Source organism: Escherichia sp. E1130 (genome assembly GCF_005781065.1).
Classification (GTDB): Bacteria; Pseudomonadota; Gammaproteobacteria; order Enterobacterales; family Enterobacteriaceae; genus Escherichia.
The window spans coordinates 241,358-256,127 of the sequence record NZ_VATL01000004.1 but is presented as its reverse complement, the minus strand read 5'-3'; the positions used below and the strand labels follow the sequence as shown (position 1 = coordinate 256,127).

The window sequence follows — 14,770 nt, the reverse complement described above, 5'->3', positions numbered from 1 at the left end:
GGGATTTCTCTGGCTTGCAAATGATAAAAATTATCATATGATATTGGTTATCATTATCAATAAAAGAGATCAAACCATGTTGCAACGTATGCTGGGCAGTGGCTGGGGAGTGTTGCTGCCAGGATTGCTGATTGCAGGGCTGATGTATGCGGATTTATCGCCGGATCAGTGGCGGATTGTGATTCTGATGGGATTAGTATTGACGCCGGTGATGCTGTATCACAAACAATTACGGCACTACGTTTTGCTACCATCGTGCCTGGCGCTTATTTCTGGCGTTATGCTGATGATAATGAACGGGAATCAGGGATGATAAAACAGGGAAGGAAGTAAAGATAATTGGTGCGAGGGGGGGGACTTGAACCCCCACGTCCGTAAGGACACTAACACCTGAAGCTAGCGCGTCTACCAATTCCGCCACCTTCGCACAGTCATCTTACTTTTTTGATATCGCCTCGTTTGGTGCGAGGGGGGGGACTTGAACCCCCACGTCCGTAAGAACACTAACACCTGAAGCTAGCGCGTCTACCAATTCCGCCACCTTCGCCCAGTGCGAGCAATATCAACGTGGTTTTTGGTGCGAGGGGGGGGACTTGAACCCCCACGTCCGAAAGGACACTAACACCTGAAGCTAGCGCGTCTACCAATTCCGCCACCTTCGCATACCATCAATTCTTAAAAAAGAATTGCTACCACGGAGGCGCATTCTAGTGGTTTTCAGCTTTTCGTCAATAGTTAATTATCGCCTGATGTGTAATTGCTGGAAAAATGGCCATCAGCGGATTGTGGATAATTCGTTTGTCGGTCGGATAAAGCGTTCACGCCGCATCCAACACGGCATACGGGCGCAGATGCCAGATGCGACGCAGGCGCGTCTTATCTGGCCTACGGGTAATACAGGTCTTGTAGGTTGGATAAGGCGTTCACGCCGCATCCAACACGACATGCGGCGACAGGTGCCAGATACTTAACCTTTCTTCGCCTGGCGGGTCATAATGGCGCGATACACCTTGAAGCGCCCGGTTTGCGCGATAACTTCATGGAAGCCAAATGTCTCATCCAGCACATCCGGATAAGGCAGGAAGGCGTTCGCTACAATTCGCAGCTCGCCGCCGCTGTTAAGATGACGCACCGCGCCGCGAATCAGCGTTTGCGCCGCATCCAGGCTGGTTTGCATCCCATCGTGGAACGGCGGGTTGGAGATGATCATATCAAAACGACCTTTCACTTCGGAAAAGACGTTGCTGGCAAAGACTTCACCTTCAACACCGTTGGCAGCAAGCGTCGCACGGCTGGCTTCTACCGCTGGCGCAGAGACATCGCACAGAGTGAGACGAATCTTCGGTGAGTGGCGCGCAAAGGCAACCGAAAGCACGCCCGCGCCACAGCCGACATCCAGCACTTTACCTTTGGTGTGCGGAGTTAACGTCGAGAGCAGCAACTGGCTACCGACATCCAGACCGTCGCGGCTAAACACGCCAGGCAGCGTTTTGACCGTCAGGCCATCGACGCTGTATTCGCCCCAGAATTTATCGGCATCAAACACCGGCTGTTTTTCCAGACGACCAAAATAGAGGCCACAGCGACGGGCGCTGTCGACTTTATTCAACGGCGCATAATCGGCCAGCATCTGCTCGGCGCTGCGCACGCCGCTGCGGTTTTCACCAACAACAAAAATATCCGTCCCCACCGGCAGCAGAGAAAGTAAATTCATCAACTGGAACTGGGCTTCTGGTTTATTCTTCGGCCAGTAGTAAATCAGCGTATCGCAATCTGCGACATCATCCGCTGTGGCGACCAGACTAAAACGGGCGTTATCCCCCATCTGGCGGCTTAACACCTGCCAGTGGTGGAATTGCTGGGTATGAGCACGGCTGGCCGCGGTATCTAAACGCGCGGGCAGGTCATCCTGTAAGTCTCCGGCAAACAGAATACGGCTTTGTTCGAAATCATCACTGTGACGCAGCAAGACTTCACTTGCCGGGGTAAATGCAGACATGGAATGCTCCTCAATTGATACTGGCGGCGATTATAGCCATATGTTGGCGCGGTATCGACGAATTTGCTATATTTGCGCCCCTGACAACAGGAGCGATTCGCTATGACATCCCGACGAGACTGGCAGTTACAGCAACTGGGCATTACCCAGTGGTCGCTGCGTCGCCCTGGCGCGTTGCAGGGGGAGATTGCCATTGCGATCCCGGCACACGTCCGTCTGGTGATGGTGGCAAACGATCTTCCCGCCCTGACCGATCCACTGGTGAGCGACGTTCTGCGTGCATTAACCGTCAGCCCCGATCAAGTGCTGCAACTGACGCCAGATAGGATCGCGATGCTGCCGCAAGGCAGTCGCTGCAACAGCTGGCGGTTGGGTACTGACGAACCGCTATCACTGGAAGGCGCTCAGGTGGCATCACCGGCGCTCACCGAATTACGGGCAAACCCAACGGCACGCGCCGCATTATGGCAACAAATTTGCACATATGAACACGATTTCTTCCCTCGAAACGACTGATTTACCAGCGGCTTTCCACATTGAACAACGCGCCCACGCCTTTCCGTGGAGTGAAAAAACGTTTGCCAGCAATCAGGGCGAGCGTTATCTCAACTTTCAGTTAACGCAAAACGGCAAAATGGCGGCGTTTGCGATTACGCAAGTGGTGCTGGATGAAGCTACATTGTTCAATATTGCGGTCGATCCCGAGTATCAGCGTCAGGGGCTGGGAAGGGCGCTGCTGGAACATCTGATCGACGAACTGGAAAAACGCGGCGTGGCGACGCTCTGGCTGGAAGTCCGTGCCTCAAACGCTGCCGCCATTGCCCTGTACGAAAGTTTAGGCTTTAACGAGGCGACGATTCGCCGCAATTACTACCCCACCACGGACGGTCGCGAAGACGCCATCATCATGGCGTTGCCAATCAGTATGTAAGACAAGGTGGAATAATGAAGTGGGACTGGATTTTCTTTGATGCCGATGAAACGCTGTTTACCTTTGACTCATTCACCGGCTTGCAGCGGATGTTTCTTGACTACAGCGTCACCTTTACCGCTGAGGATTTTCAGGACTATCAGGCCGTTAACAAGCCACTGTGGGTGGATTATCAAAACGGCGCGATCACTTCATTACAGCTTCAGCACGGGCGTTTTGAAAGTTGGGCCGAACGGCTGAACGTCGAGCCGGGTAAACTCAACGATGCCTTTATTAATGCGATGGCAGAAATCTGCACGCCGCTGCCGGGCGCGGTTTCCCTGCTTAACGCCATTCGTGGTAACGCCAAAATCGGCATAATCACCAACGGTTTTAGCGCCTTGCAGCAAGTGCGTCTGGAACGCACGGGCCTGCGTGATTACTTCGATTTGCTGGTGATTTCCGAAGAAGTTGGCGTTGCCAAACCGAATAAGAAAATTTTCGATTATGCGCTGGAACAGGCGGGTAATCCTGACCGTTCACGCGTGCTGATGGTTGGCGACACTGCCGAGTCCGATATTCTCGGTGGCATCAACGCCGGGCTTGCGACCTGCTGGCTGAATGCGCACAATCGCGAGCAACCAGAAGGCATCGCGCCCACCTGGACCGTCTCTTCGTTGCACGAACTGGAGCAGCTCCTGTGTAAACACTGATTGCCTCCCCCCCGTTGATGGGTAAAATAGCCGCAATTTTTCGTTTTCAACAAGCGCGGCGCGATGCCGCTTACTCAAGAAGAAAGAATTATGACGTTGTCTCCTTATTTGCAAGAGGTGGCGAAGCGCCGCACTTTTGCCATTATTTCTCACCCGGACGCCGGTAAAACTACCATCACCGAGAAGGTGCTGCTGTTCGGACAGGCCATTCAGACCGCCGGTACGGTAAAAGGCCGTGGTTCCAACCAGCACGCTAAGTCGGACTGGATGGAGATGGAAAAGCAGCGTGGGATCTCCATTACTACGTCTGTGATGCAGTTTCCGTATCACGATTGCCTGGTTAACCTGCTCGACACCCCGGGGCACGAAGACTTCTCGGAAGATACCTATCGTACCCTGACGGCGGTGGACTGCTGCCTGATGGTTATCGACGCTGCAAAAGGTGTTGAAGATCGTACCCGTAAGTTGATGGAAGTTACCCGTCTGCGCGATACACCGATCCTCACCTTTATGAACAAACTTGACCGTGATATCCGCGACCCGATGGAGCTGCTCGATGAAGTTGAGAACGAGCTGAAAATCGGCTGCGCACCGATCACCTGGCCGATTGGCTGCGGCAAGCTGTTTAAAGGCGTTTACCACCTTTATAAAGATGAAACCTATCTCTATCAGAGCGGTAAAGGCCACACCATTCAGGAAGTCCGCATTGTTAAAGGGCTGAATAACCCGGATCTCGACGCAGCTGTTGGTGAAGATCTGGCACAGCAGCTGCGTGACGAACTGGAACTGGTGAAAGGCGCATCTAACGAGTTTGACAAAGAGCTGTTCCTTGCGGGCGAAATCACCCCGGTATTCTTCGGTACTGCGCTGGGTAACTTCGGCGTCGATCATATGCTGGATGGCCTGGTGGAGTGGGCGCCTGCGCCGATGCCGCGTCAGACCGATACCCGTACCGTAGAAGCGAGCGAAGATAAATTTACCGGCTTCGTATTTAAAATTCAGGCCAACATGGACCCGAAACACCGCGATCGCGTGGCGTTTATGCGTGTGGTGTCCGGTAAATATGAAAAAGGCATGAAACTGCGCCAGGTGCGCACCGCGAAAGATGTGGTGATCTCCGACGCGCTGACCTTTATGGCAGGCGACCGTTCGCATGTTGAAGAAGCGTATCCGGGCGACATCCTTGGTCTGCACAACCACGGCACCATTCAGATCGGCGACACCTTTACCCAGGGCGAGATGATGAAGTTCACCGGTATTCCGAACTTCGCGCCAGAACTGTTCCGTCGTATCCGGCTGAAAGATCCGCTGAAGCAAAAACAGCTGCTCAAAGGGCTGGTACAGCTTTCCGAAGAGGGCGCGGTGCAGGTGTTCCGTCCGATCTCCAACAACGATCTGATCGTTGGTGCGGTTGGTGTGCTGCAGTTTGATGTGGTGGTATCGCGCCTGAAGAGCGAATACAACGTCGAAGCGGTGTATGAGTCAGTCAACGTCGCCACCGCTCGCTGGGTAGAATGCGCGGACGCGAAGAAATTCGAAGAGTTCAAGCGTAAGAACGAAAGCCAACTGGCGCTGGATGGCGGCGACAACCTCGCTTACATCGCTACCAGCATGGTCAACCTGCGCTTGGCGCAGGAGCGTTACCCGGACGTTCAGTTCCACCAGACCCGCGAGCATTAATTCTTGCCTCCAGGGCGCGGTATCCGCCGCGCCCTGTCAATTTCCCTTCCTTATTAGCCGCTTGCGGAATGTTCTTAAAACATTAGCTTTTGCTTATGTTTGCGCGTTTTTTAGTCGATACGGCGAGCGGTTTCAAAATTGTGATCTATATTTAACAAAGTGATGACATTTTTGACGGCTTTAAATACCGATCAATACGTAGATATCAGTATTTAAAACCGTTAACTGTCATCCGATTGATATTAATAACTGATTCAGAGGCTGTAATGGTCGTTATTCATCACTCATCGCTTTTGTGATGGCGACCATTGACTTCTGTACAGGGTGAAGTCTCTCCCTTTCAGCAATGCAACCTCGTGTTGCCTGGCTCAAATTACGAGCAAACATACAGGAATAAATCGATGACTATGACAAGACTGAAGATTTCGAAAACTCTGCTGGCTGTAATGTTGACCTCTGCCGTCGCGACCGGCTCTGCCTACGCAGAAAACAGCGCGCAGACAACCAATGAAAGCGCAGGGCAAAAAGTCGATAGCTCTATGAATAAAGTCGGTAATTTCATGGATGACAGCGCCATCACCGCGAAAGTGAAGGCGGCCCTGGTGGATCATGACAACATCAAGAGCACTGATATCTCTGTCAAAACCGATCAAAAAGTGGTGACCCTGAGTGGTTTCGTTGAAAGCCAGGCCCAGGCCGAAGAGGCTGTGAAAGTGGCGAAAGGCGTTGAAGGCGTGACCTCTGTCAGCGACAAACTGCACGTTCGCGACGCTAAAGAAGGTTCTGTGAAGGGCTATGCGGGTGACACCGCCACCACCAGTGAAATCAAAGCCAAACTACTGGCGGATGACATAGTCCCTTCCCGTCATGTGAAAGTTGAAACCACCGACGGCGTGGTTCAGCTCTCCGGTACCGTCGATTCCCAGGCACAAAGCGACCGTGCTGAAAGTATCGCCAAAGCGGTAGATGGTGTGAAAAGCGTTAAAAATGATCTGAAAACTAAGTAATTCGTCGTAATTCGTTCTCCCGAACTTTGTCGGGAGGCGCGATGTGCACCACACTAAAAATATCGCATTGAGTGATTTTCACGCTCATATCAAGCGGTGACATTAACTATGGTAAAGGAGACGCTTATGTTTCGTTGGGGCATCATATTTCTGGTTATCGCGTTAATCGCCGCCGCACTTGGGTTTGGTGGTCTGGCCGGTACCGCTGCAGGCGCAGCTAAAATTGTCTTTGTCGTCGGGATTATTCTGTTCCTGGTGAGTTTGTTTATGGGCCGAAAACGACCCTAGATTTCAAACTATTAAGAAAATTTTATACAAGGCCAGTCCAGCGGACTGGCTTTTGCGGTTTTAGCGAATAATAAATTGCGTTACTTTGTCAGTCTTTCACAACAAAAACAGGAAGGCAGAGGTGGGGCAGCGAATACCTGTAACGCTTGGTAATATTGCGCCGTTGTCGCTAAGGCCGTTCCAGCCTGGACGAATTGCTCTGGTGTGCGAAGGCGGCGGGCAGCGTGGAATTTTCACGGCTGGTGTGCTGGATGAGTTTATGCGCGCGCAGTTTAATCCTTTCGATCTTTATCTCGGCACATCTGCCGGGGCGCAGAACCTTTCGGCATATATCTGCAATCAGCCCGGTTACGCGCGCAAAGTCATCATGCGCTATACCACAAAACGCGAATTTTTCGATCCAGTGCGCTTTGTACGTGGAGGAAATCTTATCGATCTCGACTGGCTGGTGGAGGCCACCGCAAGCCAGATGCCGTTGCAAATGGACACCGCCGCGCGGCTGTTTGACAGCGGTAAATCCTTTTATATGTGTGCCTGTCGTCAGGATGACTACGCGCCGAATTACTTTTTACCAACCAAACAAAACTGGCTGGATGTGATTCGCGCCTCCAGTGCGATACCTGGTTTTTATCGTAGCGGAGTGTCGCTGGAAGGCATTAACTACCTGGATGGTGGGATCAGTGATGCGATTCCGGTTAAAGAGGCGGCAAGGCAGGGAGCAAAAACGTTGGTCGTCATCCGCACCGTGCCGTCACAAATGTACTACACGCCGCAGTGGTTCAAGCGCATGGAACGCTGGCTGGGTGACAGTAGCCTGCAGCCGCTGGTCAATCTGGTGCAGCATCATGAAACCAGCTATCGTGACATTCAGCAGTTTATTGAGAAACCACCGGGCAAGCTGCGGATATTCGAAATTTATCCGCCGAAGCCATTGCATAGTATTGCGCTCGGTAGTCGGCTTCCGGCACTGCGCGAAGACTATAAACTTGGGCGTTTATGCGGTCGTTATTTCCTCGCCACGGTTGGCAAGCTATTAACTGAAAAAGCGCCGCTTACCCGCCATCTGGTGCCAGTGGTGACGCCGGAATCGATAGTCATTCCGCCTGCGCCAGTCGCCAACGATACGCTGGTTACCGAAGTGAGCGACGCTCCGCAGGCGAACGACCCGACATTTAACAATGAGGATCTGGCTTGATTTGCCGTTTTATCGACACCCACTGCCATTTTGATTTCCCGCCGTTTAGCGGCGATGAAGAGGCCAGCCTGCAACGCGCGGCACAAGCGGGCGTAGGCAAGATCATTGTTCCGGCAACCGAGGCGGCAAATTTTGCCCGCGTGTTGGCACTGGCGGAAAATTATCAGCCACTGTATGCCGCATTGGGCTTGCATCCGGGTATGTTGGAAAAACATAACGATGCATCGCTGGATCAGTTACAGCAGGCGCTGGAAAGGCATCCGACGAAGGTGGTAGCGGTGGGGGAGATCGGCCTGGATCTCTTTGGCGACGATCCGCAATTTGAGAGGCAGCAGTGGTTGCTCGACGAACAACTGAAACTGGCGAAACGCTACGCTCTGCCGGTGATCCTTCATTCACGGCGCACGCACGACAAACTGGCGATGCATCTTAAGCGTCACGATTTGCCGTGCACTGGCGTGGTTCACGGTTTTTCCGGCAGCTTGCAGCAGGCCGAACGGTTTGTACAGCTGGGCTACAAAATTGGCGTAGGCGGTACTATCACCTATCCACGCGCCAGTAAAACCCGCGATGTCATCGCAAAATTACCGCTGGCATCGTTGTTGCTGGAAACCGACGCGCCGGATATGCCGCTCAACGGTTTTCAGGGGCAGCCTAACCGCCCGGAGCAGGCTGCCCGTGTGTTTGCTGTGCTTTGCGAGTTACGCCCGGAACCTGCGGATGAGATTGCCGAAGTGTTGCTTAATAACACGTATGCGGTGTTTAACGTATGTGGGTAGTTTGTCTTTCGTGTCGGATAAGGCGTTCACGCCGCATCCGGCATGTCACAAATACAGCGCCGGAAATATCAACCGGCTCACCCCGCGCTCCCGTAACGCATCAGCCAACTGCTCAACGTCTTCCGGTGTGGCGCTCGCCCAGCTTTGCGCCTCGCCATACACGCCGTGGGCATGAAACGCGTTCAGGCGAACCGGAACATCGCCAAGCCCCTTGATAAACGCCGCCAGTTCTTCGATGTGTTGCAAAAAATCCACCTGGCCTGGAATTACCAGCAAACGCAGTTCCGCCAGCTTGCCGCGCTCTGCCAGCAAACAGATGCTGCGCTTAATCTGCTGATTATCGCGTCCGGTTAGCTGTTGATGGCACGCGCTCCCCCACGCTTTGAGATCGAGCATCGCGCCGTCGCACACCGGGAGTAATTTTTCCCAGCCGGTTTCGCTCAACATACCGTTACTGTCCACGAGGCAGGTGAGATGGCACAGTTGCGGATCGTTTTTGATGGCAGTAAACAGCGCCACCACAAACGGCAGCTGGGTCGTGGCTTCGCCGCCGCTCACCGTTATCCCTTCAATAAACAGCACCGCTTTGCGGACATGGCTAAGCACCTCGTCCACGCTCATGGATTGCGCCATTGGCGTGGCATGTTGCGGACACATCTTCAGGCAGGTATCACATTGCTCGCAGACCATAGCGTTCCACAGCACTTTGCCGTCAACAATCTGCAACGCCTGATGCGGACACTGTGGCACGCACTCTCCGCAATCATTACAGCGCCCCATCGTCCACGGATTGTGACAATTTTTGCAGCGCAGATTGCAGCCCTGCAAAAACAGAGCCAGACGACTGCCTGGCCCGTCAACGCAGGAGAAGGGGATAATCTTACTGACTAAAGCGCATCTGCTGTTCATGGCTTATCACGCGCGGCTGGCGTTCCAGAATACGAGTGTTACGTGCGGCCTCTTCGCCCAGCCAGGTGGTGTTGGTGCGTGAACCTTCGGCGCGATATTTTTCTAAATCCGACAAACGCACCATATAACCGGTAACGCGAACCAGATCGTTACCGCTGATATTGGCGGTAAACTCACGCATTCCGGCTTTAAAGGCACCGAGGCAAAGCTGTACCAGCGCCTGCGGATTACGTTTGATGGTTTCATCGAGCGTCAGAATGTCGCTGATGCCGGAATAATAATAAGCATGATGCGGGGCGACAGTTTGCAGATGGGTGATCGGATCTGGCTCATCGCCATACGGCAAGCGTGCGCCCGGCGTGGTGCCGATATCAGAACTGATCCCCGACTGTGCGTGCAACATGGCGCGTTTTTGCCAGCCATATTTCACAGGGGTATTGGCGACAAACTCCGCCAGTTGCGCGCTGATGCGATAACCCACTTCATTTGCAGCGGTTTCTTTACCGTAGCGCGCGGCAATCCCTTCTTTCTCGCACAGCAAGTTAACCGCTTCCGCCAGCCCATACATGCCAAACATTGGCACAAAACGTTCAGGGTTAATCAGCCCTTCTTTCACCAGGAAGCTATTCTCAAAGAAGTGTGATTGTTGATAGAGGAATTCACACCGCGCATCGATGATGGCGATCTGCTGTTGGCAGTAGTGCGGTAGAGTGCGCGTAAAGAAGTCTTCCAGCGATTCACTGCGCTCGGCAATGGCTTTCAGGTTAAGGCGCACCAGCGTGCTGCCACCCCCCGCCAGCGGCAGTGAGTTGTAACAGCTCACAATCCCGTAGCCCCCTTTTGTGAAAATTTTATCATGCACCGGACCGTTGGCGATGTGCGGTTTGCTACATTCACAGATGTTTTTCGCCACTTCCAGCAGCAGGTCATCAGGGGTAATTTCAGGATCGTAGATAAAGGTCAGGTTCGGTGAAACCTGCTTCAGCTCCGCGTCTGCGCGTAAAATCGCTCGGGTAATAGGCGAGTCAGACGGGCCGATATTGGCGTGCATAAAGGCATCTGGCAGGGTTCTGTCGAGGTAACGCCAGAAACGTTTTATTCGAATGTCGATCTCGTCTTGTGTTAGAATTCTAACATACGGTTGCAACAACGCATCCAGCTGCCCCAGGTAGACCGGCATCGATGTGACCGAAGGGACATGATGATAAAGAATGGTCAACAGAGAGAGCGCGTCATCAAGATCTTTCGCGCCTTCCAGCTCCAGCCATTCGGAACCGTTCGCCAGAAAACGGGCGTAATCGGGTAAGACATAGCGCGGTTTGTACGGCGCATGACCTTCAAACATATCGCAGATTACGCCTTCATCCAGCGCGCGGCGGGCTTCGGCAGGCAGCTGCGGATAAGGCAGATTGTTTTCTGCTTCCAGCGCCAGAAAATGGCGTTTCTGCTCCGGACTAAGCACCGGGCTTGTGACAATTTGCTGGCAACGTTGTTGCAGTGCAATCTCGTGAGAAGTGGGCATCTTCTTTTCCTTTTATGCCAAAGGTGATGCGCCATTGTAAGAAGTTTCGTGATGTTCACTTTGATCCTGATGCGTTTGTCACCATCGGTGCATTCATTTGAAAGTGAATTATTTGAACCAGATCGCATTACCGTAATGCAAATTTGTAAGTAGATTTTCTTAATTGTGATGTATATCGAAGTGTGTTGCGGAGTCGATGTTAGAATACTAACAAACTCGCAAGGTGAATTTTATTGGCGACAAGCCAGGAGAATGAAATGACTGATCTGAAAACAAGCAGCCTGCGTGCACTGAAATTGATGGACCTGACCACCCTGAATGACGACGACACCGACGAGAAAGTGATCGCCCTGTGTCATCAGGCCAAAACTCCGGTCGGCAATACCGCTGCTATCTGTATCTATCCTCGCTTTATCCCGATTGCTCGCAAAACGCTGAAAGAGCAGGGCACCCCGGAAATCCGTATTGCTACGGTAACCAACTTCCCACACGGTAATGATGACATTGAAATTGCGCTGGCAGAAACCCGTGCGGCAATCGCCTACGGTGCTGATGAAGTTGACGTGGTGTTCCCGTACCGTGCGCTGATGGCGGGCAACGAGCAAGTTGGTTTTGATCTGGTGAAAGCCTGTAAAGAGGCTTGCGCGGCAGCGAATGTACTGCTGAAAGTGATCATCGAAACCGGCGAACTGAAAGACGAAGCGCTGATCCGCAAAGCGTCGGAAATCTCCATCAAAGCGGGTGCCGACTTCATCAAAACCTCTACCGGTAAAGTGGCAGTGAATGCGACGCCGGAAAGCGCGCGCATCATGATGGAAGTGATCCGTGATATGGGCGTAGAGAAAACCGTTGGTTTCAAACCGGCGGGTGGCGTGCGTACTGCGGAAGATGCGCAGAAATATCTCGCCATCGCAGATGAACTGTTCGGTGCTGACTGGGCAGATGCGCGTCACTACCGCTTTGGCGCTTCCAGCCTGCTGGCAAGCCTGCTGAAAGCGCTGGGCCACGGCGACGGTAAGAGCGCCAGCAGCTACTAAGTAAGATGCTTTGCGCCTGATGCGCTGCGCTTATCCGGCCTACGAGACGTATCACCCGTAGGCCGGATAAGGCGTAGACGCATCCGGCAAAAGCCGCCTCATACTCTTTTCCACGGGAGGTTACCTTGTTTCTCGCACAAGAAATTATTCGTAAAAAACGTGATGGTCATGCGCTGAGCGATGAAGAAATTCGTTTCTTTATCAACGGCATTCGCGACAACACTATCTCCGAAGGGCAGATTGCCGCCCTCGCGATGACCATTTTCTTCCACGATATGACGATGCCGGAGCGTGTCTCGCTGACCATGGCGATGCGAGATTCAGGAACCGTTCTCGACTGGAAAAGCCTGCATCTGAATGGCCCGATTGTTGATAAACATTCCACCGGTGGCGTCGGCGATGTCACTTCGTTGATGTTAGGGCCAATGGTCGCAGCCTGCGGCGGTTACATTCCGATGATCTCCGGTCGCGGCCTCGGTCATACTGGCGGCACGCTCGACAAACTGGAATCCATCCCTGGCTTCGACATCTTCCCGGATGACAACCGTTTCCGCGAAATCATTAAAGACGTCGGTGTGGCGATTATCGGCCAGACCAGCTCACTGGCTCCGGCGGATAAACGTTTCTACGCGACCCGCGATATTACCGCAACCGTGGACTCCATCCCGCTGATCACCGCCTCGATCCTGGCGAAGAAACTGGCGGAAGGTCTGGACGCGCTGGTGATGGACGTGAAAGTGGGTAGCGGCGCGTTTATGCCGACCTACGAACTCTCTGAAGCCCTTGCCGAAGCGATTGTTGGCGTGGCTAACGGCGCTGGCGTGCGCACCACCGCGCTGCTCACCGACATGAATCAGGTATTGGCCTCCAGTGCAGGTAACGCGGTTGAAGTACGTGAAGCGGTGCAGTTCCTGACGGGTGAGTATCGTAACCCGCGTCTGTTTGATGTCACGATGGCGCTGTGCGTGGAGATGCTTATCTCCGGTAAACTGGCGAAAGATGACGCCGAAGCGCGCGCAAAATTGCAGGCGGTGCTGGACAACGGTAAAGCGGCAGAAGTCTTTGGTCGTATGGTGGCAGCACAAAAAGGCCCGACCGACTTCGTTGAGAACTACGCGAAGTATCTGCCGACAGCGATGCTGACGAAAGCAGTCTATGCTGATACCGAAGGTTTTGTCAGTGAAATGGATACCCGTGCGCTGGGAATGGCAGTGGTTGCGATGGGCGGCGGTCGCCGTCAGGCATCTGACACCATCGATTACAGCGTCGGCTTTACTGATATGGCGCGTCTGGGCGACCAGGTAGACGGTCAGCGTCCGCTGGCGGTTATCCACGCGAAAGACGAAAACAGCTGGCAGGAAGCGGCGAAAGCGGTGAAAGCGGCAATTAAACTTGCCGATAAAGCACCGGAAAGCACACCAACTGTCTATCGTCGTATCAGCGAATAACGGTATACTGATCTGATCATTTAAATTTGAAGCACTGAGTACGGAGAACATATGAAACGTGCATTTATTATGGTGCTGGACTCATTCGGCATCGGCGCTACAGAAGATGCAGAACGCTTTGGTGACGTCGGGGCTGACACCCTGGGTCATATCGCAGAAGCTTGCGCCAAAGGCGAAGCTGATAAAGGTCGTAAAGGCCCGCTCAATCTGCCAAATCTGACCCGTCTGGGGCTGGCGAAAGCACATGAAGGTTCTACCGGTTTCATTCCGGCAGGAATGGACGGCAACGCTGAAGTTATCGGCGCGTACGCATGGGCGCACGAAATGTCATCCGGTAAAGATACCCCGTCCGGTCACTGGGAAATCGCCGGTGTCCCGGTTCTGTTTGAGTGGGGATACTTCTCCGATCACGAAAACAGCTTCCCGCAAGAGCTGCTGGATAAACTGGTTGAACGCGCTAACCTGCCAGGTTACCTCGGTAACTGCCACTCTTCCGGTACGGTCATCCTGGATCAACTGGGCGAAGAGCACATGAAAACCGGCAAGCCGATTTTCTATACCTCCGCTGACTCCGTGTTCCAGATTGCCTGCCATGAAGAAACTTTCGGTCTGGATAAACTCTACGAACTGTGTGAAATCGCCCGTGAAGAGCTGACCAACGGCGGCTACAACATCGGTCGTGTTATCGCTCGTCCGTTTATCGGCGACAAAGCCGGTAACTTCCAGCGTACCGGTAACCGTCACGACCTGGCCGTTGAACCGCCAGCACCGACCGTATTGCAAAAACTGGTTGATGAAAAACACGGCCAGGTGGTTTCTGTCGGTAAAATTGCAGACATCTACGCCAACTGCGGTATCACCAAAAAAGTGAAAGCGACCGGCCTGGACGCGCTGTTTGACGCCACTATCAAAGAGATGAAGGAAGCGGGTGATAACACCATTGTCTTCACTAACTTTGTTGACTTCGACTCTTCCTGGGGCCACCGTCGCGATGTCGCAGGCTATGCTGCGGGTCTGGAACTGTTCGACCGCCGTCTGCCGGAACTGATGTCTCTGCTGCGCGATGACGACATCCTGATCCTCACCGCTGATCACGGTTGTGATCCGACCTGGACCGGTACTGACCATACCCGTGAACACATTCCGGTACTGGTTTACGGCCCGAAAGTAAAACCGGGTTCGCTGGGTCACCGCGAAACCTTCGCGGATATCGGCCAGACTCTGGCAAAATATTTTGGTACTTCTGATATGGAATATGGCAAAGCCATGTTCTGATGGATTTG

General features: G+C 53.2%; 15 protein-coding genes and 3 tRNA genes. 12 read left to right on the top strand and 6 right to left on the bottom strand.

Annotated elements, in window-relative coordinates:
* Nucleotides 1-76: 76 nt before the first annotated feature.
* On the top strand, nt 77-313 hold the full coding sequence (locus FEK66_RS04015; protein ID WP_130259585.1) for a DUF1435 domain-containing protein: 237 nt from the start codon (nt 77-79) through the stop codon (nt 311-313).
* A gap of 27 nt (nt 314-340) precedes the next feature.
* Here the strand turns inward: FEK66_RS04015 and FEK66_RS04010 are convergent.
* From FEK66_RS04010 to rsmC, 4 genes are all read right to left on the bottom strand, one after another.
* A tRNA-Leu gene (locus tag FEK66_RS04010) sits at nt 341-427 on the bottom strand.
* A gap of 33 nt (nt 428-460) precedes the next feature.
* A tRNA-Leu gene (locus FEK66_RS04005) sits at nt 461-547 on the bottom strand.
* A gap of 28 nt (nt 548-575) precedes the next feature.
* Nucleotides 576-662, bottom strand: a tRNA-Leu gene (locus FEK66_RS04000).
* Nucleotides 663-967: 305 nt separating this feature from the next.
* Complete coding sequence (gene rsmC / locus FEK66_RS03995; RefSeq protein ID WP_001272323.1) at nt 968-1,999, bottom strand: 16S rRNA (guanine(1207)-N(2))-methyltransferase RsmC; 1,032 nt, start codon at nt 1,997-1,999, stop codon at nt 968-970.
* Nucleotides 2,000-2,101: 102 nt separating this feature from the next.
* On the opposite strand from rsmC, the gene holD reads away from it, so the two are divergent.
* The 8 genes from holD (at nt 2,102) to FEK66_RS03955 (ending at nt 8,571) form a co-directional block, all read left to right on the top strand.
* Nucleotides 2,102-2,515: a DNA polymerase III subunit psi gene (holD, locus tag FEK66_RS03990; protein ID WP_130204768.1), complete on the top strand. Its 414-nt coding sequence runs from the start codon at nt 2,102-2,104 to the stop codon at nt 2,513-2,515.
* Nucleotides 2,484-2,930: a ribosomal protein S18-alanine N-acetyltransferase gene (rimI, locus tag FEK66_RS03985; RefSeq protein WP_135495090.1), complete on the top strand. Its 447-nt coding sequence runs from the start codon at nt 2,484-2,486 to the stop codon at nt 2,928-2,930. Before holD ends, rimI begins: the two co-directional genes overlap by 32 nt.
* Before the next feature lie 14 nt (nt 2,931-2,944).
* Nucleotides 2,945-3,622, top strand: a complete 678-nt coding sequence (yjjG, locus tag FEK66_RS03980) for a pyrimidine 5'-nucleotidase (protein WP_000870705.1) — start codon at nt 2,945-2,947, stop codon at nt 3,620-3,622.
* A gap of 90 nt (nt 3,623-3,712) precedes the next feature.
* Nucleotides 3,713-5,302 (top strand): peptide chain release factor 3, encoded by a 1,590-nt coding sequence (gene prfC / locus FEK66_RS03975; protein WP_000175943.1) that lies wholly within the window; start codon nt 3,713-3,715, stop codon nt 5,300-5,302.
* A gap of 401 nt (nt 5,303-5,703) precedes the next feature.
* Nucleotides 5,704-6,309 carry a molecular chaperone OsmY gene (gene osmY / locus FEK66_RS03970; protein WP_112035949.1) on the top strand — a complete coding sequence of 202 codons (606 nt, stop codon included), beginning with the start codon at nt 5,704-5,706 and terminating at the stop codon, nt 6,307-6,309.
* Between the two features lie 126 nt (nt 6,310-6,435).
* A complete protein-coding gene (locus FEK66_RS03965) occupies nt 6,436-6,597 on the top strand; it encodes a DUF1328 family protein (protein ID WP_000490275.1) in 162 nt (53 codons plus the stop codon).
* 121 nt (nt 6,598-6,718) lie between these two features.
* A complete protein-coding gene (locus tag FEK66_RS03960; protein WP_138211413.1) occupies nt 6,719-7,792 on the top strand; it encodes a patatin family protein in 1,074 nt (357 codons plus the stop codon).
* Nucleotides 7,789-8,571: a metal-dependent hydrolase gene (locus tag FEK66_RS03955; RefSeq protein ID WP_130204774.1), complete on the top strand. Its 783-nt coding sequence runs from the start codon at nt 7,789-7,791 to the stop codon at nt 8,569-8,571. The genes FEK66_RS03960 and FEK66_RS03955 overlap by 4 nt, the downstream gene beginning before the upstream one ends.
* A 45-nt stretch (nt 8,572-8,616) precedes the next feature.
* Here FEK66_RS03955 and FEK66_RS03950 read toward each other — a convergent pair whose 3' ends face one another.
* Nucleotides 8,617-9,480, bottom strand: a complete 864-nt coding sequence (locus FEK66_RS03950; protein WP_131161278.1) for a YjjW family glycine radical enzyme activase — start codon at nt 9,478-9,480, stop codon at nt 8,617-8,619.
* A complete protein-coding gene (locus FEK66_RS03945; RefSeq protein ID WP_135490755.1) occupies nt 9,452-11,002 on the bottom strand; it encodes a YjjI family glycine radical enzyme in 1,551 nt (516 codons plus the stop codon). The genes FEK66_RS03950 and FEK66_RS03945 overlap by 29 nt, the downstream gene beginning before the upstream one ends.
* Nucleotides 11,003-11,259: 257 nt before the next feature.
* On the opposite strand from FEK66_RS03945, the gene deoC reads away from it, so the two are divergent.
* From deoC to deoB, 3 genes are all read left to right on the top strand, one after another.
* Nucleotides 11,260-12,039, top strand: a complete 780-nt coding sequence (gene deoC, locus FEK66_RS03940; protein ID WP_088544469.1) for a deoxyribose-phosphate aldolase — start codon at nt 11,260-11,262, stop codon at nt 12,037-12,039.
* A 125-nt stretch (nt 12,040-12,164) separates the two neighbouring features.
* Nucleotides 12,165-13,487: a thymidine phosphorylase gene (gene deoA, locus FEK66_RS03935; RefSeq protein ID WP_000477811.1), complete on the top strand. Its 1,323-nt coding sequence runs from the start codon at nt 12,165-12,167 to the stop codon at nt 13,485-13,487.
* Nucleotides 13,488-13,538: 51 nt separating this feature from the next.
* Nucleotides 13,539-14,762, top strand: coding sequence for a phosphopentomutase (gene deoB / locus FEK66_RS03930; RefSeq protein ID WP_130204780.1), 1,224 nt, complete (start codon nt 13,539-13,541; stop codon nt 14,760-14,762).
* Nucleotides 14,763-14,770 lie beyond the last annotated feature (8 nt).

Coding starts and splice junctions, on each gene's coding strand:
- deoB (WP_130204780.1), top strand. CDS start 13,539: ATGAAACGTGCATTTATTATGGTGCTGGACTCATTCGGCATCGGCGCT.
- yjjG (WP_000870705.1), top strand. CDS start 2,945: ATGAAGTGGGACTGGATTTTCTTTGATGCCGATGAAACGCTGTTTACC.
- FEK66_RS04015 (WP_130259585.1), top strand. CDS start 77: ATGTTGCAACGTATGCTGGGCAGTGGCTGGGGAGTGTTGCTGCCAGGA.
- FEK66_RS03965 (WP_000490275.1), top strand. CDS start 6,436: ATGTTTCGTTGGGGCATCATATTTCTGGTTATCGCGTTAATCGCCGCC.
- rimI (WP_135495090.1), top strand. CDS start 2,484: ATGAACACGATTTCTTCCCTCGAAACGACTGATTTACCAGCGGCTTTC.
- osmY (WP_112035949.1), top strand. CDS start 5,704: ATGACTATGACAAGACTGAAGATTTCGAAAACTCTGCTGGCTGTAATG.
- holD (WP_130204768.1), top strand. CDS start 2,102: ATGACATCCCGACGAGACTGGCAGTTACAGCAACTGGGCATTACCCAG.
- FEK66_RS03945 (WP_135490755.1), bottom strand. CDS start 11,002: ATGCCCACTTCTCACGAGATTGCACTGCAACAACGTTGCCAGCAAATT.
- prfC (WP_000175943.1), top strand. CDS start 3,713: ATGACGTTGTCTCCTTATTTGCAAGAGGTGGCGAAGCGCCGCACTTTT.
- FEK66_RS03950 (WP_131161278.1), bottom strand. CDS start 9,480: ATGAACAGCAGATGCGCTTTAGTCAGTAAGATTATCCCCTTCTCCTGC.
- rsmC (WP_001272323.1), bottom strand. CDS start 1,999: ATGTCTGCATTTACCCCGGCAAGTGAAGTCTTGCTGCGTCACAGTGAT.
- deoC (WP_088544469.1), top strand. CDS start 11,260: ATGACTGATCTGAAAACAAGCAGCCTGCGTGCACTGAAATTGATGGAC.